The following is a 25,511-nucleotide window of genomic DNA, read 5'->3' on the forward strand; positions in this document are numbered from 1 at the left end:
CCCTTCGGCGTCAGGGCTGTCGCCCCTCGACGGGGGCGGTGTGTGCGGGGGCGGCTGCGCGTAGGGTGATATGGGCGTGTCGGACGGATTCCGGGAGCGCTCAGGGGAGGTGCGATGACGCAGGACGATGCGGTCGCGGTGGCGATCCGTGGTCTGCACAAGCGGTTCGGGGCGAAGGCGGCGGTCGACGGGATCGACCTCGACGTGCCCTCCGGCAGCTTCTACGGGCTGGTCGGCCCGAACGGCGCGGGCAAGACCACGACGCTCAACATGGTGACCGGCCTGCTGCGGCCCGACGCCGGCCAGGTGCTCATCCACGGCGCAGACATGTGGCGCGACCCGCTGGCCGGCAAGGCGCTGGTCGGGGTGCTCTCCGACGGCGTCCGGCTGTTCGACCGCCTCACCGGCGAGCAGCTCGTCGAGTACGCGGGCCTCCTGAGCGGCATGGACCGCCCCACCGCGATCGAGCGCACCCACGACCTCCTCAACCTCCTCGACCTCGCGTCCGCCGGAGGCACCCTCGTAGTCGACTACTCGGCCGGCATGACGAAGAAGATCGCGCTGGCCGCCGCGATGGTGCACGCGCCGCGCGTCCTCGTGCTGGATGAGCCGTTCGAGTCCGTCGACCCGGTCTCCGCGGCGAACATCCGCGACATCCTGCACGGCTACGTCCAGAGCGGCGGCACCGTCATCGTCTCGTCGCACGTCATGGACCTGGTGGAGCGGATGTGCGACCACGTCGCGGTGATCAACGGCGGCCGCGTGCTCGTCGCCGGCACCGTGGACGAGGTGCGCGGGGGCTCCACGCTGGAGGACCGCTTCGTTGAGCTGGTCGGCGGTCGCCGCGTCGGGGAGGGGCCGGAGTGGTTGCGACACTCGTAAGGCTGCGCCTGCTCGTCCTCCGCAACTCGTTCCGCCGCAGCACCTCGCAGCTCGTCGCGGTCATCCTCGGCGGTGTTTACGCGCTCATCGCGCTCGTCATCGTCCTCGGCGGCCTCGTGCTGCTGGGCTTCGCGCCGACCGAGGTGGCGCGCACGGTCGTCGTCATCGGCGGCTCGGCCGCCGTGCTCGGCTGGGCGGTCCTCCCGCTGCTGCTGTCCGGCATCGAACAGACCCTCGACCCCGCCAAGCTCGCCGTCTACCCGATCCCGCTGCGCCCGCTCATGCTCGGGATGCTGCTGAGCGCGGTCGTCGGAGTCGCGGGGGCCGCGACCACGCTCGCGTCGCTGGCGACCTCGCTGAGCTGGCTCCGGCTGCCCGGCGTCGCGGTGGTCGCATTCGTAACGGGCGCGCTCGGCGCCGCGACCTGCGTCGTCGTGTCGCGGGCCGTCACCTCGGTGTCGAGCGGGCTGTCCGGAGGCCGACGATTCCGGGAGGCCAGCGGGCTGCTCATCCTCATCCCGCTGATCCTCGCCGGGCCCATCGTCATCGGCATCACGCGCGGCCTCCGCTCGTCGTCCGACGCGCTGCCCGCCGTCGCGGACGGACTGTCCTGGTCGCCGCTCGGCGCCGTCTGGGCGGTGCCGTCGCAGCTCGCCCTGGGCGACCCGCTCGGCGCGCTGGCGCGGTTCCTGATCGCGGCCGCGACGTTCGTCGTGCTGTGGATGGTGTGGCGCTGGGGGCTCGCCCGGTCGCTGACGACCCCGGCGCGCGCGTCGTCGCGTGTCCGCGCCCAGGGCAAGCTCGGCTGGTTCGGCATCCTGCCCGGCACGCAGTCGGGGGCGATCGCGGCCCGCTGCCTGACGTACTGGTTCCGCGACCCGCGCTACCTGCGGCAGCTCCTCGTGATCCCCCTGATGCCGGTGCTGTTCTGGTTCTACTCGAGCCTCAACCACTCGTCTGCGCTGCCGTTGATCGGGGCCCCTGTCGTGGCGTTCTCGCTCGGTATCGGGATGATCGCCGACGTCTCGTACGACTCGACCGCGTTCGCGCTGCACGTCGCGAAGGCCGTGCCCGGTCGCGCGGACCGCTGGGGCCGGGCGGCGGCGCTGCTCTCGTTCGCCGTGCCGGCGATCGTTCTCATCGCGCTCTTCGGCGCGGCCGTGGGCGGCGATTGGCACATCCTCCCCGGTCTGATCGGCCTCTCGCTCGGCATCCTGCTCACCGGGGCGGCGGTGTGCGCGGTGACCTCGGCTCGGCTGGTGTTCCCGGTGCCGGAGCCGGGCGACAACCCGTTCCGGTCGCGGCCGGGCGCCAACATCTCGCTGCTCGGCCCGACCTTCGCCGCGTGGGGCGTGATCGCGGTGCTGTGCCTGCCCGAGATCGTCCTGTTCATCGTCGGGCTGGTGACCGGCGACGCGCTCTGGCTCTGGGCGGCGCTCGTCGTCGGCGTGGCGCTGGGCGGCGTGCTGGTGGGCGTCGGCGTGCGGATCGGCGGCAACATCCTCGACGCCAGGGCGCCGGAGCTGCTGCTGCAGTTGCGGAAGGACGCCTGACCATGGCCGTACTCACGGTCGAGCGGGTCGTCCAGGCGCCTCCCGAGCGGGTCTGGCGCTCGTTCGCCGACCCCGTCGAGCTTTCCGCGTGGTTCTGGCCGCCGCGGCTGCAGCCGCAGGCGCGCATCGACGCGAGGCCGGGAGGCTCGCTGCGCATCCGCTCGGACGTCGCCGATCTCGGGATCACCGGGACGGTCACCGCGGCCGAGGAGGACCGGCTGCTGGTTACGACCTGGCGCTGGGACGGCGAGGACGACGAGACGGCCGTCACGATCGAGCTCGCGCCGGACCCGGACGGCACCCGCGTCACCGTCCGCCACGACGGCTTCGCCACCGAGCACGCCGTCCAGGAGCACATCACGGGATGGAACGACTGCCTCGACCGGCTGGTGGCGACGGCCTGAGCAGGCCCCCTAAGCTGGCCGCATGGGCAGCATCGCAGTGCACGAGTTCGTCTCCCTCGACGGCGTCTTCGAAGACCCGAGCTGGACGGCTGAGTACGGATTCGATCCCGAGATGGGCGACGACCTCGCGCGCATCACGGGCGCGTCGGAGCGCATCCTCCTCGGGCGCCGCACGTTCGAGATGTTCGCCCCGGCCTGGTCGGCGCGCACGTCCTCCGACGACCCGGGAGCGCCCTTCTTCAACGACACGGAGAAGCTCGTCGTCAGCTCGACCCTGGACGACGCGGCTGCCGAGGACGTCTGGGCCAACTCGCGGTCGCTCGGCGGCTACGACGCCGACCGGGTGCGGGAGGCCAAGGACAGCGTGAGCGGGAGCCTCTACATCAGCGGCAGCGGCACGCTCGTGCGCGCCCTGATCGCGGACGGACTGGTCGACGCCCTCCACCTCTTCGTGTACCCGGTCGTCCGCGGCTCGGGCGCACGGCTGTTCCCGGAGGGCACGCCGGAGGCGAAGCTGCGGCTGCGGCAGTACGACGCCTACGCCAACGGTGTCCTCCACCTCCTGTACTCGCCGGCCTGATCTCCACAGATCTCGAATGCGGTCACGAACTGACCGCTGTGCCGGATAGCGTCATATCCGACGGTGAACAGCGTCTCCTCACGGGGGCGGATGTCACCGGTCCGCGCTAGCGTTAGTGCTGTACGGGGGTCATCGCACAGCGCCGTGCCGGCGGGGGCCGGCGGCAGTGTGCGCCCGACAATCACTCCACCAGATCAGAACCAGGAATCACCGTGACTCTTCTTCGTTTGGCGCTGAAGTTCATCCGCCCGTACTGGGGCGCGGTCGCGGCCGTGGTCGCGCTGCAGCTCATCGCGACCATCGCCGCCCTGTACCTGCCCACGCTCAACGCCGACATCATCGACAAGGGTGTCGTCAAGGGCGACACGAACTTCATCTGGTCGACCGGCGGCACGATGCTCATCGTCTGCTTCGTTCAGGTCGCCGCGGCCATCACGGCGACGTACTTCGGTGCGCGCTCCTCGATGTCGCTGGGGCGCGACATCCGTCGCTCCTTCTACCGCAAGGTCGACTCGCTCCCGGCGCTCGACCTCGCGCGCTGGGGCATGCCGACCCTCATCACGCGCAACACCAACGACGTCCAGCAGGTGCAGATGCTCGTGCTGATGACGCTCAACTTCATGGTGTCGACGCCGATCATGTGCGTCGCGGGCATCGTCCTGGCCGTGCGGGTGGACGCCGGGCTCTCCTGGCTCGTCTGGGTGTCCGTCGCCGTGCTGTTCGTGGTGGTGGGCATCCTGGTCTGGTTGCTGCTGCCGATGTTCCGCGTGATGCAGGAGCGCATCGACGGCGTCAACGGCGTCATCCGCGAGCAGATCGTCGGCATCCGCGTCATCCGCGCGTTCGTCCGCGAGAAGTTCGAGACGGCGCGCTACGACGACGCGAACGCCGCGCTCACCCGCATCTCGGTGAAGGTCGGCAACGTCTTCGTCCTGATGTTCCCGCTCATCATGCTCATCCTGAACGCCGCGACCGTGGCCGTCCTCTGGTTCGGCGGCCACCGGGTCGGCGCCGGCGACATCCAGGTCGGGGCGCTCACCGCGTTCCTGCAGTACCTGCTGCAGATCCTGGTCGCGGTGATGATGGGCGTGTTCATGGCCATGATGATCCCGCGCGCGATGGTCTGCGCCGAGCGCATCGACGAGGTGCTGAGCGCCGTGCCGACCAGCGGCGCGGGGGCCGGCGCGGGCCACGTTCCCGCCGACGGCCGCGTGGAGGTCGCAGGAGTCACCTTCGGTTACCCCGGCGCCGAGAAGCCGGTGCTGAGCGACGTGCGGTTCACCGCGGAGCCCGGGCAGGTGACGGCGATCGTCGGCTCCACCGGGTCGGGCAAGTCGACGCTGGTCTCGGTCATCGCCGACCTGTTCACCCCGCAGAGCGGGCAGGTGCGCATCGGCGGCGTCCCGGTCGACTCGCTGAGCCGGGAGCAGCTCTCCGGCGTGCTCGGCCTGGTGCCGCAGAAGCCGTACCTCTTCTCCGGAACGGTCGCCACCAACCTGCGGTTCGGCCGGCCGGACGCAACGGACGACGAGCTCTGGGAGGCGCTGCGGGTCGCCCAGGCCGAGGACTTCGTGCGCGCCAAGGAGCACGGCCTCGATGAGCGCATCGCCCAGGGCGGCACCAACGTCTCCGGCGGTCAGCGCCAGCGGCTCTGCATCGCCCGCGCGCTCGTGGCCGAGCCCAAGGTGCTGCTGTTCGACGACTCGTTCTCGGCGCTCGACGTCGCGACCGACGCCCGGCTTCGCAGCGCTCTGGCGCAGTCCACGGGCGACGCCACCGTCATCGTGGTGGCGCAGCGCGTCTCCACGATCCGGGAGGCCGATCAGATCATCGTGCTCGACGACGGCAGAGTCGTCGGCCGCGGCACCCACGACGAGTTGCTGGAGACGAGCGAGACGTATCGCGAGATCGTCGAGTCCCAGCTGAGCCTGGAGGTGGCCTGAGATGGCGCGCCAGAAGAAGAACCGCACCGGCCGCACAGTCGCCGCGGAGCAGGACGGTCTCCTCACCGAGGCCGGAGTCGAGACGGCGATCGAGGAGCTCGAGCTCGAGTACGAGTACGAGCCCACCGAGGGCGACGGCGACATGTTCGGCGGCACGCCCGCCAAGAAGGCCGAGCACTTCTGGCCGTCGTTCAAGCGCCTGATGGGGCTGCTCAAGTCCGAGTGGCTCGCCATGTCGTTCGTGACCCTGCTGGTCGTCATCTCGGTGGCGCTCATCGTGATCGCGCCAAAGATCCTCGGTAACGCCACCGACGTGATCTTCAAGGGCGCTGTCGGCACGATCACCCCGACCGGCCTCGTGCCAGGTCACGGGATCGACTTCGTCGAGCTCGGCCGGCTGCTCACGATCGTGCTCGCGATGTACATCGCCGCGTCGCTCCTGCAGTGGTGGCAGGGCTACCTGCTGAACGCCCTCGTGATGCGGGTGATCTACCGTCTGCGCGCCGAAGTGGAGAGCAAGCTCAACCGGCTGCCGCTCAGCTACTTCGACACCCGGCAGCGCGGTGACCTGATGTCGCGCGTGACCAACGACGTCGACAACATCCAGACGGCGCTGCAGCAGGCGTTCTCGCAGCTCATCCAGTCGGTGCTGACGGTCATCGGCATCGGCATCATGATGTTCATCGTCTCGTGGCAGCTCGCCCTCATCGCGCTCATCTCGATCCCGCTCTCCGGTGTGATCGCGGGCGTGATCGGCACGAGGTCGCAGAAACTGTTCAAGCAGCAGTGGAACTCGACCGGCGCGCTCAACGGGCACATCGAGGAGTCGTACTCCGGGCTCGACCTGGTGCGCGCTTTCGGTCGCGACGCGGTGATGCTCGAGGAGTTCGACCAGCGCAACGACAAGCTGTGGAAGTCGACCGTCGGCGCCCAGTTCGTCTCCGGCATGATCATGCCGGCGATGAACTTCGTCTCCTACCTGTCGTACGTGCTGATCGCGGTGGTCGGCGGCCTCCGCGTCGCCTCGGGTCAGATGACGATCGGCGACGCGACCGCGTTCATCCAGTACTCGCGGGAGTTCTCGCAGCCGATCGGCCAGATCGCGGGCATGGCGAACATGCTGCAGTCCGGTGTCGCCTCGGCCGAGCGCACCTTCGAGTTCCTCGACGCGGAGGAGCAGTCGGCCGACGTCGAGACGCAGCACCTGCCCGAGCGGGCTGACGGCCGCGTCGAGCTCGAGGGTGTGGACTTCTCGTACGACCCCGAGACCGAGCTGATCCGCGACCTGTCGCTGTCGGTCGCGCCCGGCCACACGGTCGCGATCGTCGGGCCGACCGGCGCGGGCAAGACCACGCTGGTCAACCTGATCATGCGGTTCTACGAGCTGAACGGCGGCACCATCCGCCTGGACGGCATCGACACGACGGACCTGTCCCGCGCCGAGCTGCGGGGCCAGGTCGGCATGGTGTTGCAGGACGCGTGGCTGTTCTCCGGCACGATCCGCGAGAACATCCGCTACGGCCGGCTCGACGCGACGGACGAGGAGGTGGTGGAGGCGGCCAAGGCGACGATGGTCGACCGGTTCGTCCGCCAGCTCCCGGACGGGTACGACACGAAGATCGAAGCGGACGGCAGCAATGTCTCCGCGGGTGAGCGTCAGCTGCTCACGATCGCGCGCGCGTTCATCGCGAACCCGTCGCTGCTCATCCTCGACGAGGCCACCTCCTCGGTGGACACCCGCACTGAGTTGCTGGTGCAGCACGCGATGGCCGCGCTGCGCAGCGATCGCACGTCGTTCGTGATCGCGCACCGGCTCTCCACGATCCGCGACGCCCACACCATCCTGGTGATGGAGCACGGCCGCATCGTGGAGCAGGGCGACCACAGGACCCTCCTCGCGAAGAAGGGTGCGTACTACGACCTGTACATGACCCAGTTCCGGGGCGCCGCCGCAGAGCAGGAGACCGAGGCCGACGCGGAAGCCGAGGAGGTCCCGACCGCGTAGTAGGCGCGACGCGTACACCGAATTGTTCGAAATGTGAACGAGTTGAGCCGGTGTGGGAGGAGGTCGTAGAACATCAGTATGACGATCGACTCCCGCGCCGCGCTCCCGCCCGACCCCACCTACGACTACGGCGGCCACAGCGTGCAGATCACGCCGGAGCCGGGGTCCCGCACTCAGTGGCGGGTGATGGACGATGACGGTTACCTGGGGATCATCGCCACGGCCGATCCGGTCAAGGGCGAGCCGGAGGTCCACTTCGCCGTGCACTTCGCGGGCGAGGAGGACATCCCGCCGACCAAGATCGTTCCGCTGTGGACGACCGCCGTCGAGTTCCTCATCGACGCGGGCGAGCCGCAGAGTCCGCCCGAGAGCTCTGACTCAGCGGCATGATGGGTGTGCGGGCGGTGTCAGGGTTGAGCGGTCCGCCCGCACTTCACCAGCAAAACACCGGGACAAAACCCGGTCGACGCGATTGACAACAGTGAGCCGCTGTGCACGGGCACCTCTCGGCGCGGACACGACTCAGCCCCGGCGCACAGGGCACCGGGGCCGGGGAAGCGGGCGTCGCTCGGACGCCGACTTCTGAGAGTCGCGTCGGTGCTCGTCAGGCGAGCGCGCCGATCGCAAAGCTCACTGCGCCCTGCTCGTCGACCTGGGCGTCGAGCACCTTGTCGTCGAGGGCGACAGCGGCGCCCGGCTCCAGGAAGAGTCGCGCACCGGCGGACTCGACCACCTGGTCCGCGGGCTCCGGCTCGGGCGTGACGGCAGCGGCGAACGCGGTGTTCTGCGGGTTGCTGCTGCTGATCCGCAGTCCGGCGTCGTCCTGCGGCGCCTGGTCGGTGAGGGTCTTGACGATCGTGCTGGCGTTCTCGGTCAGGGTGAGCACGTGCTCTCCTTTCGTTGGTCCTCCAGGAGTGGCCCACGGTCCCGCGGTCCGTCCCCGAGCACAACCCCGGACGCCGCCATTGCCAGGAAACGTCCATGCGGCGGGGAGCGGGATGCCAGCCGGGGGAGAATGAAGCCATGCCGAACATCCCTCTGGTCCAGCTCAACGACGGCAATCGCATCCCGCAGCTCGGCTTCGGCGTCTACAAGATCCCGGAGGCCGAGACGGTTGACGCGGTGCTGACCGCGCTGGAGGCCGGGTACCGGCACATCGACACGGCGACGTTCTACGAGAACGAGCGCGCCGTCGGCGAGGCCGTGCGGCGCAGCGGGCTGCCGCGCGACGACGTGTTCGTGACGACGAAGGTGTGGTGGACCGACAACGGCTACGACTCGACGCTGCGCTCGTTCGACGAGAGCCTGGAGCGCCTCGGCTTCGACGCGGTCGACCTGTACCTGATCCACTGGCCGGCGCCCCGGCACGACCAGTACGTCCAGACGTGGCGCGCGCTGGAGCACCTGAAAGCGGAGGGCCGCGCCCGGTCGATCGGCGTCGCCAACTTCCACACCCACCACCTCGACCGCCTCGCCGCCGAGACCGGGACCGTGCCCGCGGTGAACCAGGTCGAGCTGCACCCGTGGCTGCCGCAGCGCGAGGTCCGCGCGTACGACGAGGCGCACGAGATCGTGACGGAGTCGTGGTCGCCGCTCGCCCGCGGCCGCGTGCTGGACGACCCCCTGCTCGCGGGACTCGCCGCGAAGCACGGGGTGACCGCGGCGCAGGTGGTCATCCGCTGGCAGCTCCAGCTCGGCAACGTGGTCATCCCCAAGTCGTCGACTCCGGAGCGAATCCGCACCAACCTGGACGTCTTCGCCTTCACCCTCGACGCCGACGACCTCACCGCCATCGCCACCCTCGAGTCCGGCGAGCGCACCGGCAAAGACCCCGACGACCTCGGCTGACCCGGGCCGGGCCCGCTATTCGCCGGTCGGGTGGGCCCCCACCACGTCCAGCAGCCACGCAAGCGAGAACGCGCGCTCGCGCCAGGCCGCATACCGTCCCGACACTCCGCCGTGGCCCGCCGCCATCTCCGTTTTGAGCAGCGCGTCGGCGCCGACCTCCCGCAGCTTCGCCACCCACTTCGCGGGCTCGACGTACAGCACGCGCGTGTCGTTGAGGCTCGTGACGGCGAGGATGCGCGGGTAGGCGGTGCGGTGGATGTTCTCCACCGGCGCGTACGACTTCATGTAGTAGTACACGTCCTCGTCGTGCAGCGGGTCGCCCCACTCGTCCCACTCGATCACCGTGAGCGGGAGTGACGGGTCGAGGATCGTCGTCAGCGGGTCCACGAACGGCACCTCCGCCAGCACGCCGGCGAACAGCCGCGGCGCGAGGTTGGCGACCGCGCCCATCAGCAGGCCTCCGGCGCTGCCGCCCTGAGCGGCGAGCTGCGATGGGGTCGTCCAGCCCTGGTCGACCAGGTGCTTCCCGGCCGCCACGAAGTCCGTGAAGGTGTTCTTTTTGTGGAGCTTCTTGCCGTGCTCGTACCACAGCCTCCCGAGCTCGCCGCCGCCGCGCACGTGCGCGATCGCGAACACGACGCCGCGGTCGAGGAGGCTGAGCCGCGGGATGCCGAACGACGGGTCCATGCTCGCTTCGTACGAGCCGTACCCGTAGAGCACGAGCGGCGCCGGCTCTCCCGGAGTCACCAGGTCGCGGCGGTAGACGAGCGAGATCGGGACGCGGGTGCCGTCCGCCGCGGTCGCCCACTCCCGGCGCTGTTCGAACAGCTCCGGTTCGAACTCGCCGAGCACCGGCTGCTGCTTGCGCAGGGTGAGCTCGCGCGTGCGCACGTCGTAGTCGTAGACGCTCGACGGGGTGACGAAGCTGCCGTAGCCGAGGCGCAGGAACGGCTGGGTCCACTCGGGGTTGCCGCCCGCGCCGACGGTGAAGAGCTCCTCGTCGAAGTGCAGCTCGTGGAGGATGTCGTCCACGTCGCCGACCAGGCCGCCCTCCGTCTGCGCGGGGAGGCAGGCGACCGCGAGGCGGGTCATCCCCTCGCGGCGGTACTCGAGCGCGACGAAGTCGCGGAACGCGTCCACCCCTTCGATGCGCACGGCGGGGTCGTGGGGGAGCAGCGTCCGGCGCGGCCCCTGCGGGTCGTCGGCCGCGACGCTCACCAGCTCGAAGTTGACGGCGCCGTCGTTGTGGACGATGAGCAGCCGGTCGCGGCCGCCCGCCACGACGTGCTCGATGTCGTACTCGACGCCCTCCGTCCGCGGCCACACGACGCGGAACTCGCCCGTCGGGTCACCCGCGTCCAGCAGCCAGCTCTCGCTGGTGATGTTGGAGCCCGCCTCGATGACCAGGAACCGGCGGCTGCGGGTGAGGCCGACGCCGATCCAGTACTTCTCGTCCGGCTCGTGGAAGACCTCCGCGTCGGCTTCGCTGTCCGGTCCCTCGCCGACCGGATGCCGCCACACGGTGTCCGGTCGCCAGGCGTCGTCCACCGTCGTGTAGAACAGGTACTCGCCGCTCGGGTCGAAGAGCGCGCCGGCGCCCGTGCCCGCGATCTCGTCGGCGAACGTCGTACCGTCGCCGGCCAGCGACCGCACCCGGATCGTGTACCGCTCGTCGCCCTCGGTGTCGACTCCGTAGAGCAGCCGGCTGCCATCGGTGCTGACGTCGAAGCTGCCGAGAGCGTAGAAGTCGTGCCCGTCGGCCTCCGCGTTGTCGTCGAGCAGGATCTGCTCGCCAGGGAGGCCGTGCTGCTGGGCGTCCTCGTCCAGCGCAGGCGGCTCCCAGTCGTCGGGGCCGTCGATGGGCGCGCGGCAGTGGATGCCGTACTGCTTGCCCTCGACCGTGCGCGTGTAGTACCACCAGTCGCCCTCGCGGGTGGGGACGCTCAGGTCGGTCTCCCGGGTCCGCGACTTGATCTCGTCGAAGATCTGCTCGCGCAGCACGGCGAGCTTCTCGGTGCGCGCGTTGGTGTACGCGTTCTCCTCGTGGAGGTGGGCGACGACCGCGGGATCGTCCTTGTCGCGCAGCCACTCGTAGTCGTCTACGACCACGTCGCCGTGGTGGCTGCGCTCGGTCGGCTTCTTCGCGGTGATCGGCGGGGTGAGCATCCCACCAGGCTACCCAACGCGGGTGACGGCGGCAGGGGCGGCGGCAGTGGCGGTGGCGCCGCGCGATTCTGCACGAATGTCGACTTTGGCGCGGTGATTCGCGCGATTCGGCACGAATGTGGGGTGGTTAGCGCGCCGCCCCGAACGCGAGGAGGCCGGCCCCGGCGCGCCCGGCGTCGCCGCCGAGGCCGCTGCGGACGATCGCAGGCCGCTCCCGCCAGGCGAGCCCGGCCGACACGTCGCGCTCCAGCGGGCCGAACAGCGCGTCGCCGGCGTGCGAGACGCCGCCGCCCAGCACGATCACTTTCGGATCGAGCAGCAGGGTGAGGATGGTGAGGCCCTGCGCGAGCACGTCGACGGCCTCGCCCCAGATGCGGTCTGCCAGCGGGTCGCTGCCGAGGCGGGCGACGATCCGGCGCGTGCTGAGCGCGTCGCCTCCCGCCTCCCGGTATCGTCGCGCGACGCCGGCGCCGGACATGTACACCTCCAGGCAGCCGCGCTGGCCGCAGGTGCACTGCTCCCCGCCGGCGACCACCGGAATGTGGCCGAACTCGCCCGCCGCACCGGTCGCGCCGGTGATGGTCCCGCCCGCGGTCACGAGCGCCGCGGCGACGCCGGTTCCGATCGGGACGAGGACGAAGTCGTCAGAGCCCTGGGCGGCGCCGATCGTGCGCTCGGCCAGCCCGGCGGCGCGGACATCGTGCCCGACCGCGACCGGGAGGTCGAGCTCGCCCTGCAGGATGTCGAGCAGCGGCACGTCGCGCCAATCGAGGTTGGACGCGTAGTGGACGATGCCGCGCTGCTCGTCGAGCATGCCGGGGGTGGCGACGCCCGCGCCGACGACGTCGAGCTCCGCGGCGCCGGCGACTCCCCGGAGATCGTGGAACAGCGTCACGAGCGCGCCGAGGATGTCGCTCCCCGGCGTGGGGCGGGTCAGTTCGGCGACCACGGCGCCGCCCTCGGCCACCACGGCGCCCTTCATGGCCGTCCCGCCGAGGTCGACGGCGAGGGCGACCGGCACTCCGGAGCCCGTGGCAGCGCCGCCGTCGCCGTGTTCGTCGGCGACCGCTGTCGCCACGGTCGTCCCGCTCATGCCGTCGCCTCCCGCACCGCCGCGACGACGTCTGCGACGATCGCGCCCGAGGTCACCTGGCGGTGGCCCGGGTCGTACTGGCTCGTCGCGAGCGAACCGCTCTGCGCCGTGGTGGCCGCCCGCAGGTGCACCTCCCGCACCCTCGTCCGGCTGACCAGCTCGGCAGCGTTCCCGGGGCGGACTCCGCCTCCGGCGAGCACCACGATCCGCTCGCCCGCCTGCGCCACCAGGGCGGCGAGCTCGTCGGCGCCCTCCAGCGTGGAAGCCGCACCGCCCGAGGTGAGGACGCGCGCCACCGCGAGTCCGGACAGCTCCTCCAGAGCCACGGCGCGGTCCGGCACCTGGTCGAACGCCTTGTGGAAGGTGACCGGCGCGTCGCCGCACGCCGCAACCAGCGTGCGCGTCGCGTCCACGTCCACCGACCCGTCGGCCCGGAGGGCGCCCACCACGAAGCCGACCGCCACACCGTGCGGGTTCGGCAGCGCTCGCACCGCGTCGATGTCGGCAACCATCGCGGCGAGCTCGTCGGCGTCGAAGACGAAGTCGCCGGCCCGCTGGCGAACCAGGACGTTGACGCCCATCCGCGTGACCGACCGGAGGGCAGTCGCCACGGTGCCGATCGACGGGGTCAGGCCGCCGTCGGACAGTGCGCTGCACAGCTCGATGCGGTCGGCGCCCGCGTCCTCGGCGAGGCGCACGCCGGCGAGATCTTCGAGGCAGATCTCGACCAGGACTCCGCTCACGCGACGCGCTCCAGTGCCGCGGCCAGGTCGGCCCCGACCTCGATCCGCCCGACCGGCACACCGCCGCCGAGCACCGGGAGGTCCACCAGCGCGCCCGCGCGGGAGATATCCGTGCCGAGCGCCTCCAGCACCCGGAGGGCGATCAGGGTCGTCGCGCGCGGGCTGCCGTCCACGATCTTCATGGACACGGCGGTCCCGTCGGCCGCCGCGACGCCGATGACGCCCTCGGCGCCGCCCTTGGCGAGGGCGCCGGGAACGGTCTCCATCAAGGTCGAGTTCTGGTGTCCGCTGCCGCCGACGTAGAAGGGGTGCTCGCGCATCGCATCGGCCACCGCCCGCTCAGGAGTGCCGGGCGCCGCGGTGACGAGCCGGCCGAACGAGCGGGCGACGCCGCGGACGGTCGTGGCGAACAGCGGAGCGCCGCAGCCGTCGGTCGCGTCGAGTGCGACGGGCACGCCGGTCAGCGCGGCCATCGTCTCGCGCACACGCTGCTGCACGGGATGGGCCGGGTCGAGGTAGCCGTCGGTCGGCCAGCCGTTCGCGGCGGCGACCAGCAGCATCGCGGCGTGCTTGCCCGAGCAGTTCATCCGGATGCGGCTGCGCGGCTCCCCGGCGCGGATCATCCGCTCGAAGGTGCCCTCGTCCTCCGGCCGGTCGACCGGGCAGCCCAGGGCCGACTCGTCGACGGCGGCCGCCGCCAGGATGTCGCGGACGACGCGCACGTGCTCGTCCTCACCGGTGTGGCTCCCTGCCGCGATGGCCAACGACGGTCCGGCGAGGGAGGCGCCGGCCGTGAGGCACGCGAGCGCCTGCAGCGGCTTCACCGTGCTGCGCGGGAGCACGACCGCGTCCGGGTCGCCGAGCTCGATCAGGGTCCCGCCGTCCGGGTCGAGGGCGACGAGGCTGCCGAAGTGGCGGCTCTCGATCATCCCGGAGCGTCGCACAGCGGCGAGCTCGGCGAGTCCTGCGACGGTGGTGCTAGACATGGGTCTCTTCCTGGTGCGGGGCGGCCGGCAGAGCCGGAAGCACGGGTTGCGCGGAGGGGCGTCGCCGGGGACCGCGCTGCAGGCGGGAGGCGAACGCCGAGAGGCTGCCGTTGACGACCAGGTAGATGACCGTCACGGCGACGTAGGTCGGGATGAGCAGGTGCAGGTATGACGCCAGCACCTGGCCGCGGTAGAGCAGCTCGGTGAACGCCACGATGTAGCCGAGCGAGGTGTCCTTCAGGAGGCTCACGAACTGCGTGACCAGCGACGGCGCGACGTTCCGCGCGGCCTGCGGGAGCACCACGAACCGCATCGCCTGACCGGGCCGCATCCCGAGGCTGAGCGCCGCCTCGCGCTGACCGCGGGGGAGGCTCAGGATGCCGGCGCGCACGATCTCGGCGAACACGGCCGAGTTGGCGATCGTCAGCGGGACGACCAGCTTCCACAGCACAGGCAGGTTGATCCCGAGCTGCGGGAGGCCGAACAGCATCAGGTAGATCACCAGAAGCACGGGCACGGTGCGCGCGATCTCGATGTACAGCCCGCACAGGAATCGCACCGCACGCAGCCGGCTGATCCGGCCCAGGGCGAGCAGTACGCCGAGGAGGCCGCCGAGCACGGCGACGATCGCGGCGGCCTCCAGCGTCCCGAGCAGTCCGACCAGCAGGTAGTTCCAGATCGGCCACTCGGTGAACGGAGCCCAGCGCTCGGGCGCGAGCTGCCCGTGCGAGGCGAACTGCCACAGCCCGTAGCCGAGCAGCCCGGCGATGACGAGGCAGCTCAGGACGGTGCCGAGCAGGATGTTGCGGCGCCCGCGCGGGCCGGGCACGTCGTACATGAACGAGGCGGCATATGCCCGTCGTGGGCGCTTCGCGCGTGCGGCGCGGACCGGCGCGGGACGGTCCGGGATGAGTTGTGCGGTCATCGTGTGATCGCCACCTTCCGCTCGACCCAGCCGGCGGTGAGGCCGATGGCCAGCGCGATCGCCATGTAGAGGATGCCGGCGCTGGAGAAGATCAGGATGGGCTGCGCCGCGACGAGGTTGATCTTGTTGACCTCCGCGGTCAACTCAACGACGCCCACGGCGGCGGCGAGGGCGGTGTTCATTGCGAGCGCGATCATCACGTTGCCGATCGGCTGCACCACCGCGCGCAGCGCCTGCGGTACGACGACGAGCCGCAGCGACTGGCCGAGGGTGAAGCCGAGGGCGCGGGAGGCCTCCACCTGTCCGACCGGGACCGTGTTGACGCCGGAGCGCACGGCCTCGGCGACGTAAGCGGCCTCGTAGACGGTGAGGACGATGATCGCGGTCGGCGTCAGCGGCAGCAAGAGGCCGGCGTCGGGGAGGGCGAACACGGCGAGCAGCAGCAGCGCCAGCAGCGGCACGTTGATGAAGAACTGCACGTACAGGAAGGCCGCCGTGCGCAGCACCGGGATCGGGCTCACGCGCGCGATCGTGACCAGCACGCCGAGCACGATCGAGCCGACGCCGGCCACGACCGCCATCAGCAGCGTCGTGCCGAGGGCCTGCAGCAGCGGCCCGAGGTTGTCGATCAGGGGGTTCATCGCTCGCTCACTCGTGAGGAATGTCTGAGGGGGACGGGCGGAGCCGGTCGACCGGCTCCGCCCGCCGGGGCTCCCCGGCGCGAGGCCGGGGAACTCTGGGTCGGGTCAGGAACCCGGGACCGAGCCGATCTCCGGCGGGGTCGGGATGGCCGAGTCGGTCACGGTGCCGAGCGTGGTCTTCCACGCCTGGCCCCACTGGCCGCCCTTCTGGATGGTCTTGAGCCAGTTGTTGACGAACGACTTGAAGTCGCTGTCGCCGTGCGGGAGGCCGATGCCGTAGGGCTCCTTGGTGAACGGCTGGCCGACCACCTTGATCTGCTTCTCGCTGGCGGCGTCGCTGGCCAGGAGCGTGTAGTCCTGCACGTACGCGTCGCCGCGGCCCTGGATGAGCGCCTGGACGGCGGCCGGGTCGGTGCCGAACGCGGTGACGGTCGCCTTCGGGGCGACCTTGGGCACCTCGGTGACGGCCGGCGTGTTCGCGCCGACGATCACGTTCTTGCCGTCGAGGTCCTTCTCGCTCTTGATCGACTTGTTGTCGCTCTTGACCGCGACCGACAGGCCGGACTCGAAGTACGGGCCGGCGAAGTCGACCTGCGTCGCGCGCTGCGGCGTGATCGTGTAGGTGTTGAAGACGACGTCGACGGTGCCGTTCTGCAGCATCGCCTCGCGGGTCTCCGACGCCGGGGGCACGATCTCCACGTTCGGCTTGCCGAGGATGTAGATCGCGAGCAGCTTGGCCAGGTCGGCGTCGAAGCCGGTGATCTTGCTGGGATCGGTCGGGTCCTGCTGCGAGAGCAGCGGGGCGTCGAGCGCCTCGGCGACGATGAGCTTGCCGCGCTTCTTGATCTTCTCCATCGTGGAGCCGGGGATGATCAGGGCGGCCTTGGCGACCGGGGCGCCGGAGAAGACCGTGTCGGTCTTGGCCGTGGAGCCGGCTCCGTCGCCGGGGAGGGCCGAGGTGCCGGCGGAGCAGGCGGTGACGGCGAGCGTCACGGCCGCGAGCAGGGCGCCGGCGAAGGCGGCCCGGCGGCGGGTCGGGCGGATCGAGCTGCGGGTCATTGCATCCCTTTCAGTGTTCGGACGGGTGTGGTGCTGTGGAGCGTTGGTGCGGAGGCGTCAGTGCGAGAGCACGGAGGCCAGGAACGACTTGGCCCGCTCGGTGCGGGGCGAGTCGAAGAACTCGGCGGGCGTCGCCTGCTCGACGATCTGCCCGTGGTCCATGAAGACCACGCGGTCGGCGGCACGGCGGGCGAAGCCCATCTCGTGGGTGACGACGATCATCGTCATCCCGTCGCGGGCCAGGGAGGTCATCACGTCGAGCACCTCGCCGACCATCTCGGGGTCGAGCGCGCTGGTGGGCTCGTCGAAGAGCATCACCTTCGGCTGCATAGCGAGCGCGCGGGCGATGGCGGCGCGCTGCTGCTGGCCGCCGGAGAGCTGCGCCGGGTGGCTGCCCGCCTTGTCGGCGATGCCCACCCGGTCGAGCAGCTCGAGGGCCTGGCGCTCGGCCTCGGCCTTCTTGACCTTGCGCACCTTGATCGGCGCGAGCGCGACGTTGTCGAGGACGGTGCGGTGCGCGAAGAGGTTGAACGACTGGAAGACCATGCCGACCTCCGCGCGGAGACGGGCCAGGTCGGCTCCCTCCTGGGGGAGCAGCTCGCCGTCGACGCGGATCTCGCCGCCGTCGATGGTCTCCAGCCGGTTGATCGAGCGGCAGAGCGTGGACTTGCCCGAGCCGGAAGGCCCGACGACCACCACGACCTCGCGCGGCGCGACGTCGAGGTCGATGGAGCGGAGGACGTGCAGGTCGCCGAAGTGCTTGTCGACGCCGCGCAGGCTCACCATCGGGTGAGCGTTCGGTGTTTCCATCGGGTTCCTCGTATCGTCATCGGTCGGGATGCGATGAGCGTACTAAGTAAGTCATGTTCTTGCAATTTCGAATTTGGTTGGTTCGAAATCGAAGAAAGTCGGTACAGTATTCTCAACCGAGACCAGCACGCGACGGATGCGTGCGAACAGGGGGATGCGCTGAAATGAGCGGCACGCACACCGCGGCACCCGGGAACGCACCGGCGACACCCGGCGGCATCCTCCACCTCGTCCGTTCGGGCCGTGCCGGGTCCCGCGCCGACATCGCCCGCCACACCGGCCTGTCGCCCTCGACCGTCGCACAGCGGGTCGACGCGCTGCTCTCCGCCGGCTTCCTCCGGGAGGCGGGGGAGGGCGTCTCGCACGGCGGCCGCCGTCCGCGGGCGCTGGAGGTCGACGCCGGCTCGGGCGTCGTCGCCGCAGCGGACCTCGGCTCGCACCACGCCACCTTCGGGCTGTTCGACCTGTCCGGGCGGCTGCTGGCCTCCCGCACAGCGGCGATGGACATCGGATCGGGCCCCGACCGGGTCCTCGCCTGGATCGCCGCGAGCGCCGAGGAGCTCCGCGCGATGCACGGGGCGCCCGGCCAGGAACTGCGCGGCATCGGGATCGGCATGCCGGGCCCGGTCGACTCCAGCACCGGCCGGATGGTCTCGCCGTCGCGGATGCCCGGCTGGAACGGCCTCGACGTCGCGGCCGCACTCGCCTCCCGCACCGGCCTGACCGTCGCCGTCGACAACGACGCCAACCTGATGGCCCTCGGCGAGTTCGACGCGACCGCCCAGACACCGGATGCGCTGACGGCCGACGGCCAGCTCGTCTTCGTCAAGGCCGGTTCGAGCATCGGCTGCGGGATCGTCGCGTTCGCGCGGCGTCTACCGCGGCCACCATGGCATGGCGGGCGACATCAGCCACGTCACCGTGCCGGGCGCCCCGGACGTGCTGTGCTCCTGCGGCCGGGTCGGCTGCCTGGACGCCGTCGCCGGGGGCGCCGCCATCGTGCAGGCCCTGCGCCGGGCCGGGGTGGAGGTCGCCGACACCCGCGACGTCCTCGCGCTCGCCAGGGACGCGCACCCGCTCGCGACGCTCATGCTGCGGGAGGCCGGCCTCCGCACCGGCGGCGTGCTCGCGACGATCATGAACTTCTTCAACCCGCAGCGACTGGTGCTCGGCGGCATCCTCGGCGAGGCGGAGGCGTTCGTCGCGGGCGTCCGCTCGGCCATCTACTCCGACTGCCTGCCGATGATCACCGACCAGCTCGACATCGCGGTCAGTGCGGCGAAGCAGGAGGCCGGCATCCGCGGCGCCGGCCGGCTCGTGCTCGACGCCCTGTTCGACCCCGCGCAGGTCGACCGCGCGGTGCGATGAGCGGGGAGCCCGCCGCTGCGCACGGTGCGATCGTGGTCGGCGCCGGCCGGATGGGCCACGCGCACGCGGCGGCCTGGTTGGCGTGCGGAGTCCGGGTTCGGTGGGTGGTGTCGCCGCGAACCCGCCCCGATCTCCCTTCCGCGCCCGATGCCCGCTGGGCCACCTCCCTAGCGGAGGCGCTCGCCGACCCCCGCGCCGACCTCGTCTCGATCTGCACGCCGACCCCGACCCACGCCGACCTCGCCGTGCAGGCGCTCGCCGCCGGCCGGAGCGTGCTGCTCGAGAAGCCGATCGCGCTCACGGTCGAGGACGCCGAGCGGGTCGCCGACGCGGCCACGCGGGCTCCCGGAGTCCTCATGGTCGCGCACGTCGTTCGCTTCTTCCCGGGGTACGAGGCTCTCGCCGAGCGTGTCGACGCAGGGTCGGTCGGCCTTCCGCGCGCCGTGCTCGGGTCGCGCCTGTCGGCCGCGCCGTACGGAACCGAGTGGCTGGCCGACGAGTCCCGCTCCGGCGGCATGATCGTGGACTTCGCGATCCACGATGTCGACCAGGCGAACGCGTACCTAGGCGATCCCGTCGCCGTCACCGCCGTCACGGCCCCCGGCCACGGCTTCGGCGCCCCGGTCGCGATCACCGTCGAGTACGCCGCGGGCGGCGTGGCCCAGCTCCTCGCGGTCTCCGACCTCCCGGCCGGCACGCCGTTCCGCACCACGTTGGAGGTCGTCGGCGACCGCAGCACCGACACCCTCACCGACCTCCCGGGCGACGCGTTCGCGACGCAGGCCCGGTACTTCCTGGAGTGCATCGAGAGCGGCGCCGCGCCGGCCCGCTCGCCGGTGAGCGCCGCGATCGACGCGCTGCGGGTCTGCCTGGCGGCGCGGGAGTCCGCGCGGACCGGCTCGCGCGTCGTGCTCGACCCCCGCCCCGTCTGAGCGGACAGGACCCCGCGGGTAAGGTGGGCGCGTGAGCGAGACATGGTGGAAATCGGCGGTCGTGTATCAGGTCTACCCGCGGAGTTTCGCGGACAGTGACGGCGACGGCATCGGCGACCTGCGCGGGATCATCCAGCACCTCGACCACCTGCAGGAGCTCGGGGTGGACGTGGTGTGGCTGTCGCCCATCTACGCCTCCCCGCACGACGACAACGGCTACGACATCAGCGACTACCGGGCGATCGACCCGCTGTTCGGCACCTTCGACGACTTCGACGAGCTGCTGGCCGGCCTGCACGCGCGCGGCATCAAGCTGGTCATGGACCTCGTCGTCAACCACACCTCCGACGAGCACCCGTGGTTCATCGAGTCCGCCTCCTCGCTCGACAACCCGAAGCGCGACTGGTACTGGTGGCGTCCGGCGCGCGACGGCCGGGAGCCCGGCGAGCACGGCGCCGAGCCGAACAACTGGGGGTCGTTCTTCTCCGGCCCGGCCTGGCAGCTCGATCCGGCCACCGGCGAGTACTACCTCCACCTCTTCTCGCGGAAGCAGCCCGACCTCAACTGGGAGAACCCGGAGGTCCGGGAGGCCGTCTACGACATGATGAACTGGTGGCTCGACCGCGGGGTGGACGGCTTCCGGATGGACGTCATCAACTTCATCTCCAAGGTGGTCGAGCTCCCGGACGGCGAGATCCCGCCCGGACGGCTGTTCGGCGACGGATATCCGTTCTTCGGCCAGGGGCCGCGCATCCACGAGTTCCTGCACGAGATGCACGAGCGGGTGTTCGCGGGCCGCGCCGACCGAATCCTCACCGTGGGGGAGATGCCCGGCGTCTCCGTCGAGGAGGCCCGGCTGTTCACCGACCCCGCCCGTGCGGAGCTCGACATGGTCTTCCAGTTCGAGCATGTCGACCTCGACCACGGACCGGGCGGCAAGTGGGACGACCGGCCGGCGAGCGTGCTCGACCTCAAGCGCAACCTCGCCAAGTGGCAGGACGGACTCGCGGACGTGGGCTGGAACAGCCTGTACTGGAACAACCACGACCAGCCGCGCGTCGTCAGCCGGTTCGGCGATGACCGGCCGGAGCACCGCGTCGCCTCGGCGAAGGCGCTCGGCACGGTGCTGCACCTGATGCGCGGCACGCCGTACGTCTACCAGGGCGAGGAGCTCGGGATGGCGAACGTGCCGTTCGAGTCCATCGACGACTTCCGCGACATCGAGTCGCTCAACCACTACGCGGAGGCTGTGGACATCCAGGGCCAGGACGCCGGCACGGTGATGGCGGCGCTGCGCCGGACGAGCCGGGACAACGCCCGGACGCCGATGCAGTGGTCGGCCGCGCCGGCCGCCGGTTTCACCACGGGCACGCCGTGGATCGAGGCCAACCCGGACTACGTGCTGGTGAACGCGGAGGCCGAGCGCCAGGCCCCCGGCTCGGTGTTCGCCCACTACCGGAGGCTGATCGACCTCCGGCACCGGTCCGACGTCGTCGCCGACGGCGACTTCACCCTGGTGCTGGCCGACCATCCCCAGGTCTTCGCGTACACGCGCGAGCGGAACGGCCGCCGGTTGCTGGTCCTCGCCAACCTGAGCGGCGAGCCGGCACGCTACGACCCGGCGGAGCTGGACGGCTGGGAGGGCGCGGCCCTCGTGCTCGGCAATCTCGACGACTCGGCCGGCCGGGGCGTGTCGGGCTCGGTGGAGCCGTGGGAGGCGCTCGTCTTCGCAGACGCGTGAGCCGCGGGGTTGTGCTCTCCGCGCCGTGAGGTGTGTGATGGGCGTCAACGTCGCCCGAGGCGGCGACGGGAGCGGGAGTGGCGCGTCATGGGGAACTACGTCGCGAGAGCCGAGGCGGACATCCGCGCGCCTCGACGTGAGGTCTGGAACGTGCTGACGACGAGCGGGTCCCATCCCGAGATCCTGTTCGGCGCGGAGGTCGTCTCCGACTGGAGGCTCGGCTCACGCATCGTCTGGCGCGGCGAGTGGCAGGGGAAGTCGTTCGAGGACCACGGCCGGGTGATCGAGCTGGACGACCGTGAGGAGCCCTGGCGGATCGTGCTCACGCACTTCAGCCCGCTGAGCGGCCTGCCCGACATCCCCGAGAACTACCACGCGCTGCACTTCGAGCTCGACGCGACCCCGGAGGGCACCCACGTCACGCTCGATCAGGACAACAACCCGACGGTGGAGGCCGCCCGGCACTCCCGGGACAACTGGGTCGCCATGCTGCAGGGCGTCAAAACGGTCGCCGAGCGCTCAGCGGAGCGCCGGCCGGCCTGACCCTGCCTGCCGGAGCCGGCGAGGGCTCAGCCGATCAGCCGTTGCCGCCGCCCTTGCCCTTGCCGTTGCCGCCGCCCGGGTTGGGTGCCGGAGCCGGGTTGGGCGCCGGCGCGCCAGGAGCCTTGGGCGCCGCCGGCGTGGCCGCCTTCGGCGGAGTGGAGACCCCGAGGTACTTCGCGAGCGGCGCAGGGAACGCCGACCCGCCGTACGCGGCGTCGAGCGCGGTCTGGATGCGCTTGACGATCGAGAACTTGACGTTGCCGCCGCCGACGCCCTGGAAGGTCTGGCTGCGGAGGGCGACGCCGCCCGAGATGTTGCCCACCCAGGTGGCCTGCGCGACCTTCGTCGTGGAGGTCACCAGCCAGTTCTCGACCGAGTTGTCCGTCGTTCCGGTCTTGCCGAAGATCGGGACGCCGTCGTTCGGGTTGGCCGAGGCTGCGGTGCCGCCGCCGCGGAGCACGCCCTGGAGCGCGTAGATCGCGGCCGCCGCCACTCCCGGATCGATCGGGGTCGTCGAGCACTGCGTCTTGGGTACTGCGTGTTCGGCGCCGTCGGTGGTGACGATCTTGTCGATCACGACCGGGCTGCACGCCTTGCCGTTGTTGGCGATGCCGGCGTACGCCGTCGCCATCGTGATCGGGGCGATGTAGTTCGTGCCGAGCACCGACGACGGGTTGGCCATGTACGGGTTGGTCGCCTCATCCGCACCGTGGACCAGGAGGTCCTGGGCGCCCTCCTTGATACCGCAGAGGTCCATCTTCGTGGCCATCATCGCGAAGATCGAGTTGATGGACGCCGCCGTCGCGTTCATCACCGACGTGGAGGTCACCGTCTCGCCCTCGTCGTTGGCGACGTTCCACGGTGCGCCGCCGATGTCGTTGCAGGGGTCGCTCTCGTGGAACGAAGACTGCGGGAAGACGTGCACCGTCCCGTTCACCGACTCGTTGAGGGTGTGGCCCTCCTTCAGCCATTCGAGCAGGTCGAACGCCTTGTAGGACGAACCCGTCTGGAAGCCCTCCGAGCCGCCGTAGTCGTAGTCCGCGTTGTAGTTGACGGCCGTGGTCCCTGCGGCCGGCGCAGCTGTGTTGTCGTAGGGCCTGTTCTGCACCATCGTGACGACCCGGCCGGTGCCGACCTCCACGGAGACGTTGGATGAGCCGAGGTCGAGGGCGGGGCTGGACGGCGGGATGTACGCCGACACCGCCTGCTGCGCCTGGTTCTGGAGGTCGAGGTTGAGCGTCGTGTAGATCTTGAGCCCGCCGCGCGTCAGGTAGCTGGACCGGTCGTCGGCGGTCTTGCCGAAGATCGGGTTCTGCTCGATGGTGCGCTCGACGTAGTCGCAGAAGAACGCCGCATTGAACTGCTGCGCTGTCATGCAGCCGTTCGACATCTGGCTGATCTTGGGCTCGATCTTGGTCGCCTTCGCGGCGTCGTGCTCCTCCTTGGTGATCTTGCCGTTCACCAGCATGCGGTCGAGCACGTAGTTGCGCCGGGCGAGGGTCGCCGCGTAGCCGTTCGCCGCGCCGTTGTCCTTGCTGTCCGGTTGGTCGATGCGGAGGTTGTCCGGGTTGTTCAGGATGGCGATGAGCGTCGCGGCCTGGGGGAGTGAGATGTCCGCCGCCGACACCCCGAAGTAGTACTCGGCCGCCGACTGGACACCGTAGACGCGGCCTCCGAACAGAGCGATGTTGAGGTAGCTCTGCAGGATGTCGTTCTTCGAGTACTCCTTCTCGAGCCCGATCGCGTAGCGCATCTCCTTGAGCTTGCGCACCGGGTCGACCGCCGTCGCGTCGTTGTAGCAGGCCTGATACACGGCGTACTGCTTCTTCTGGACGGCGTCCGTCGCGGTCGGGTCGGGCTGCTTGTTCTCGCAGCGCTGCACCAGGATGTTCTTGACGTACTGCTGCGTGATGGACGAGCCGCCCTGCACCGACTTGTGCAGCGCGGTCAGCACCGCGCCACGGAGCGTGCCGGTGACGTCGACGCCGCCGTGCTCGTAGAAGCGCGGGTCCTCCGTCGCGATCGCGGCGTCCTTGAGGTTCTGGGAGATGGCGTCCCAGCCGACCTCCACGCGGTTCTGCGAGTAGAACGTAGCGATCGGCACGGGCTTGCCGCCGGAGGTCGCGTACATGGTGGACGCCTGCGCAAGCGGCTCCACCTTCATGTACTCGGGGAGGCCGTCGAAGACGCTGATGGTCGAGTCGGCGGCCGATCCGGTGAGGGCGACGGCGGGTGTGACCGCGGCGGCGGCGAGGAGGCCGGCGACACCGCTCAGTGCCACGAATCCGAGCAGCGCGGGCGCCCACTTCCATCTTCTGCGTCCGTCAGCCGTCATGCGCGCAATGATACGCGTGCCCCATGTCGGGTCCCCGAGGGTCCGCCCGCGTTGTGGAGAACTTATTCAGGAAAGAGAATGTGTAGGAGAAACGGCCGTCAGCCGTCGCCGCGCAGTTTGTCGCACAGGGCGGCGAGCTGCTCCAGCTCCTCGGTGTCGAGCCGGGTTCCGACCCGCTGAGCGATCGATCGCATGTGGTCGAACGCGACCCGGCGGAACATCTCGAAGCCGGTGTCGGTCATCCTGATGATCGTCCCGCGCGCGTCGGAGGGTTCTGGACCCTTGACGACGAGCCCGCGGTCCACCAGCCGGTCGACGAGCCTGCTCACGCTCGGCTGGGTGAGGAGGACGTGCTTGTTGAGGTCGCGCAGGCGCAGCGAACGGTCGGCCTGGCGGGAGAGGTTGAAGAGGACGTCGTACTCGTTGAACGAGATGTCCCTGGTCGGGAACTCGGCGGCCAGCGTCCGCATGACGGCGACCTGCGCGCGGAACAGCGACTCCCATGCCGAGACCGCGTTGGTCCTGGATCGCTTGGCCGAACCGGCCGCGGTCGTGCCCGTGCTCATGACGCCACCCCTTCACGCTCGAGTAGTCGATGCGTTCGCATCTTCTCATCATGCGCCGACAGCGCTCATCCGTGCCAGCACGGCATTCGGGTCGGGCGGAGGGAGAGGACGGTGCGATCAAAAGATTGAGGGCCGGCCGCAGAGGCTAGCGGCCGGCCCTCTCCCTTGCACCAAGAGTGTCCTGCAATCACATTCCGCGATGGCTGCCACAGCAAACAACCATTGCTCTTGAACTATATAACGAAGAGGTAACGGGTGCTAGTTATCAAGTCGTTATTTTTGCTGCGAATTGACTATGGGGCGGTTATCCCCTTGCTGAGGGTGGACAGGTCGGTCTGAGAGGAGTGGTTGACAGGCCCCGATCGACTCGCTATTTTTTTAGCTTAGT

The 25,511-nt window shown here is 70.4% G+C and carries 23 protein-coding genes and 1 pseudogene; 13 read left to right on the top strand and 11 right to left on the bottom strand.

All coding sequences use genetic code 11. The features are described 5' to 3' along the window. Window positions 1-114: 114 nt before the first annotated feature. From ABH923_RS13545 to ABH923_RS13575, 7 genes are all read left to right on the top strand, one after another. Entirely contained in the window at window positions 115-882 is a 768-nt protein-coding gene (locus ABH923_RS13545) for an ABC transporter ATP-binding protein (RefSeq protein ID WP_370055905.1), read from the top strand. Next, complete coding sequence (locus ABH923_RS13550; RefSeq protein ID WP_370055906.1) at window positions 864-2,435, top strand: transporter; 1,572 nt, start codon at window positions 864-866, stop codon at window positions 2,433-2,435. Before ABH923_RS13545 ends, ABH923_RS13550 begins: the two co-directional genes overlap by 19 nt. Before the next feature lie 2 nt (window positions 2,436-2,437). Further along, window positions 2,438-2,839: an SRPBCC domain-containing protein gene (locus ABH923_RS13555; RefSeq protein WP_370055907.1), complete on the top strand. Its 402-nt coding sequence runs from the start codon at window positions 2,438-2,440 to the stop codon at window positions 2,837-2,839. 22 nt (window positions 2,840-2,861) lie between these two features. Beyond that, entirely contained in the window at window positions 2,862-3,419 is a 558-nt protein-coding gene (locus ABH923_RS13560; RefSeq protein WP_370055908.1) for a dihydrofolate reductase family protein, read from the top strand. Between the two features lie 212 nt (window positions 3,420-3,631). Then, a complete protein-coding gene (locus tag ABH923_RS13565; RefSeq protein WP_370055910.1) occupies window positions 3,632-5,362 on the top strand; it encodes an ABC transporter ATP-binding protein in 1,731 nt (576 codons plus the stop codon). Window position 5,363: 1 nt separating this feature from the next. Then, entirely contained in the window at window positions 5,364-7,367 is a 2,004-nt protein-coding gene (locus ABH923_RS13570; RefSeq protein ID WP_370055912.1) for an ABC transporter ATP-binding protein, read from the top strand. A 78-nt stretch (window positions 7,368-7,445) separates the two neighbouring features. Then, on the top strand, window positions 7,446-7,757 hold the full coding sequence (locus tag ABH923_RS13575; RefSeq protein ID WP_370055913.1) for a hypothetical protein: 312 nt from the start codon (window positions 7,446-7,448) through the stop codon (window positions 7,755-7,757). Between the two features lie 214 nt (window positions 7,758-7,971). Here the strand turns inward: ABH923_RS13575 and ABH923_RS13580 are convergent, their stop codons facing one another. Next, entirely contained in the window at window positions 7,972-8,253 is a 282-nt protein-coding gene (locus ABH923_RS13580) for a Fe-S cluster assembly protein HesB (RefSeq protein WP_345840111.1), read from the bottom strand. A 137-nt stretch (window positions 8,254-8,390) separates the two neighbouring features. Between ABH923_RS13580 and ABH923_RS13585 the strand changes: the two genes are divergently transcribed. Continuing rightward, complete coding sequence (locus tag ABH923_RS13585; protein WP_370055914.1) at window positions 8,391-9,215, top strand: aldo/keto reductase; 825 nt, start codon at window positions 8,391-8,393, stop codon at window positions 9,213-9,215. Window positions 9,216-9,230: 15 nt separating this feature from the next. On the opposite strand, the gene ABH923_RS13590 is transcribed toward ABH923_RS13585, so the two are convergent. The 8 genes from ABH923_RS13590 to ABH923_RS13625 all read right to left on the bottom strand — a co-directional run bounded on the left by ABH923_RS13590 (window position 9,231) and on the right by ABH923_RS13625 (window position 17,638). Next, window positions 9,231-11,381: a S9 family peptidase gene (locus ABH923_RS13590; RefSeq protein ID WP_370055915.1), complete on the bottom strand. Its 2,151-nt coding sequence runs from the start codon at window positions 11,379-11,381 to the stop codon at window positions 9,231-9,233. Window positions 11,382-11,508: 127 nt separating this feature from the next. Beyond that, window positions 11,509-12,474, bottom strand: coding sequence for an ROK family protein (locus ABH923_RS13595; RefSeq protein ID WP_370055916.1), 966 nt, complete (start codon window positions 12,472-12,474; stop codon window positions 11,509-11,511). Next, window positions 12,471-13,217 (bottom strand): copper homeostasis protein CutC, encoded by a 747-nt coding sequence (locus ABH923_RS13600; RefSeq protein WP_370055917.1) that lies wholly within the window; start codon window positions 13,215-13,217, stop codon window positions 12,471-12,473. The genes ABH923_RS13595 and ABH923_RS13600 overlap by 4 nt, the downstream gene beginning before the upstream one ends. Beyond that, on the bottom strand, window positions 13,214-14,203 hold the full coding sequence (locus tag ABH923_RS13605) for an asparaginase (RefSeq protein WP_370055918.1): 990 nt from the start codon (window positions 14,201-14,203) through the stop codon (window positions 13,214-13,216). The genes ABH923_RS13600 and ABH923_RS13605 overlap by 4 nt, the downstream gene beginning before the upstream one ends. Then, entirely contained in the window at window positions 14,196-15,128 is a 933-nt protein-coding gene (locus ABH923_RS13610) for an amino acid ABC transporter permease (RefSeq protein WP_370055919.1), read from the bottom strand. The genes ABH923_RS13605 and ABH923_RS13610 overlap by 8 nt, the downstream gene beginning before the upstream one ends. Next, on the bottom strand, window positions 15,125-15,769 hold the full coding sequence (locus tag ABH923_RS13615; RefSeq protein ID WP_370055920.1) for an amino acid ABC transporter permease: 645 nt from the start codon (window positions 15,767-15,769) through the stop codon (window positions 15,125-15,127). The genes ABH923_RS13610 and ABH923_RS13615 overlap by 4 nt, the downstream gene beginning before the upstream one ends. A 105-nt stretch (window positions 15,770-15,874) precedes the next feature. Further along, window positions 15,875-16,828, bottom strand: a complete 954-nt coding sequence (locus tag ABH923_RS13620; RefSeq protein ID WP_370055921.1) for a glutamate ABC transporter substrate-binding protein — start codon at window positions 16,826-16,828, stop codon at window positions 15,875-15,877. A 57-nt stretch (window positions 16,829-16,885) separates the two neighbouring features. Beyond that, complete coding sequence (locus ABH923_RS13625) at window positions 16,886-17,638, bottom strand: amino acid ABC transporter ATP-binding protein (RefSeq protein ID WP_370055922.1); 753 nt, start codon at window positions 17,636-17,638, stop codon at window positions 16,886-16,888. 164 nt (window positions 17,639-17,802) lie between these two features. Between ABH923_RS13625 and ABH923_RS13630 the strand changes: the two are divergent. The 5 genes and pseudogenes from ABH923_RS13630 to ABH923_RS13650 form a co-directional block, all read left to right on the top strand. Next, window positions 17,803-18,438: pseudogene (locus tag ABH923_RS13630) on the top strand (ROK family protein); the annotation flags it as partial. Between the two features lie 94 nt (window positions 18,439-18,532). Then, window positions 18,533-19,006, top strand: a complete 474-nt coding sequence (locus tag ABH923_RS13635; RefSeq protein ID WP_370057367.1) for an ROK family protein — start codon at window positions 18,533-18,535, stop codon at window positions 19,004-19,006. Further along, complete coding sequence (locus ABH923_RS13640) at window positions 19,003-19,938, top strand: Gfo/Idh/MocA family protein (protein WP_370057368.1); 936 nt, start codon at window positions 19,003-19,005, stop codon at window positions 19,936-19,938. The genes ABH923_RS13635 and ABH923_RS13640 overlap by 4 nt, the downstream gene beginning before the upstream one ends. A 31-nt stretch (window positions 19,939-19,969) precedes the next feature. Further along, window positions 19,970-21,679 carry an alpha-glucosidase gene (locus tag ABH923_RS13645; protein ID WP_370055923.1) on the top strand — a complete coding sequence of 570 codons (1,710 nt, stop codon included), beginning with the start codon at window positions 19,970-19,972 and terminating at the stop codon, window positions 21,677-21,679. A gap of 87 nt (window positions 21,680-21,766) precedes the next feature. Beyond that, entirely contained in the window at window positions 21,767-22,222 is a 456-nt protein-coding gene (locus tag ABH923_RS13650) for an SRPBCC domain-containing protein (RefSeq protein WP_370055924.1), read from the top strand. A gap of 34 nt (window positions 22,223-22,256) precedes the next feature. Here ABH923_RS13650 and ABH923_RS13655 read toward each other — a convergent pair whose 3' ends face one another. Next, window positions 22,257-24,557: a transglycosylase domain-containing protein gene (locus ABH923_RS13655; protein WP_370055925.1), complete on the bottom strand. Its 2,301-nt coding sequence runs from the start codon at window positions 24,555-24,557 to the stop codon at window positions 22,257-22,259. Between the two features lie 98 nt (window positions 24,558-24,655). Next, on the bottom strand, window positions 24,656-25,123 hold the full coding sequence (locus tag ABH923_RS13660) for a MarR family winged helix-turn-helix transcriptional regulator (RefSeq protein ID WP_370055926.1): 468 nt from the start codon (window positions 25,121-25,123) through the stop codon (window positions 24,656-24,658). Window positions 25,124-25,511 lie beyond the last annotated feature (388 nt).

It is taken from the genome of Leifsonia sp. EB41, from assembly GCF_041262565.1.
Taxonomy (GTDB): domain Bacteria; phylum Actinomycetota; class Actinomycetes; order Actinomycetales; family Microbacteriaceae; genus Leifsonia.

What these genes read in the sequence shown, in the direction of transcription:
- ABH923_RS13585 (WP_370055914.1), top strand. Translation starts at nt 8,391, where the DNA reads ATGCCGAACATCCCTCTGGTCCAGCTCAACGACGGCAATCGCATCCCG.
- ABH923_RS13625 (WP_370055922.1), bottom strand. Translation starts at nt 17,638, where the DNA reads ATGGAAACACCGAACGCTCACCCGATGGTGAGCCTGCGCGGCGTCGAC.
- ABH923_RS13560 (WP_370055908.1), top strand. Translation starts at nt 2,862, where the DNA reads ATGGGCAGCATCGCAGTGCACGAGTTCGTCTCCCTCGACGGCGTCTTC.
- ABH923_RS13650 (WP_370055924.1), top strand. Translation starts at nt 21,767, where the DNA reads ATGGGGAACTACGTCGCGAGAGCCGAGGCGGACATCCGCGCGCCTCGA.
- ABH923_RS13605 (WP_370055918.1), bottom strand. Translation starts at nt 14,203, where the DNA reads ATGTCTAGCACCACCGTCGCAGGACTCGCCGAGCTCGCCGCTGTGCGA.
- ABH923_RS13545 (WP_370055905.1), top strand. Translation starts at nt 115, where the DNA reads ATGACGCAGGACGATGCGGTCGCGGTGGCGATCCGTGGTCTGCACAAG.
- ABH923_RS13570 (WP_370055912.1), top strand. Translation starts at nt 5,364, where the DNA reads ATGGCGCGCCAGAAGAAGAACCGCACCGGCCGCACAGTCGCCGCGGAG.
- ABH923_RS13655 (WP_370055925.1), bottom strand. Translation starts at nt 24,557, where the DNA reads ATGACGGCTGACGGACGCAGAAGATGGAAGTGGGCGCCCGCGCTGCTC.
- ABH923_RS13575 (WP_370055913.1), top strand. Translation starts at nt 7,446, where the DNA reads ATGACGATCGACTCCCGCGCCGCGCTCCCGCCCGACCCCACCTACGAC.
- ABH923_RS13620 (WP_370055921.1), bottom strand. Translation starts at nt 16,828, where the DNA reads ATGACCCGCAGCTCGATCCGCCCGACCCGCCGCCGGGCCGCCTTCGCC.
- ABH923_RS13555 (WP_370055907.1), top strand. Translation starts at nt 2,438, where the DNA reads ATGGCCGTACTCACGGTCGAGCGGGTCGTCCAGGCGCCTCCCGAGCGG.
- ABH923_RS13615 (WP_370055920.1), bottom strand. Translation starts at nt 15,769, where the DNA reads ATGAACCCCCTGATCGACAACCTCGGGCCGCTGCTGCAGGCCCTCGGC.
- ABH923_RS13660 (WP_370055926.1), bottom strand. Translation starts at nt 25,123, where the DNA reads ATGAGCACGGGCACGACCGCGGCCGGTTCGGCCAAGCGATCCAGGACC.
- ABH923_RS13640 (WP_370057368.1), top strand. Translation starts at nt 19,003, where the DNA reads ATGAGCGGGGAGCCCGCCGCTGCGCACGGTGCGATCGTGGTCGGCGCC.
- ABH923_RS13595 (WP_370055916.1), bottom strand. Translation starts at nt 12,474, where the DNA reads ATGAGCGGGACGACCGTGGCGACAGCGGTCGCCGACGAACACGGCGAC.
- ABH923_RS13635 (WP_370057367.1), top strand. Translation starts at nt 18,533, where the DNA reads ATGGCGGGCGACATCAGCCACGTCACCGTGCCGGGCGCCCCGGACGTG.
- ABH923_RS13590 (WP_370055915.1), bottom strand. Translation starts at nt 11,381, where the DNA reads ATGCTCACCCCGCCGATCACCGCGAAGAAGCCGACCGAGCGCAGCCAC.
- ABH923_RS13610 (WP_370055919.1), bottom strand. Translation starts at nt 15,128, where the DNA reads ATGACCGCACAACTCATCCCGGACCGTCCCGCGCCGGTCCGCGCCGCA.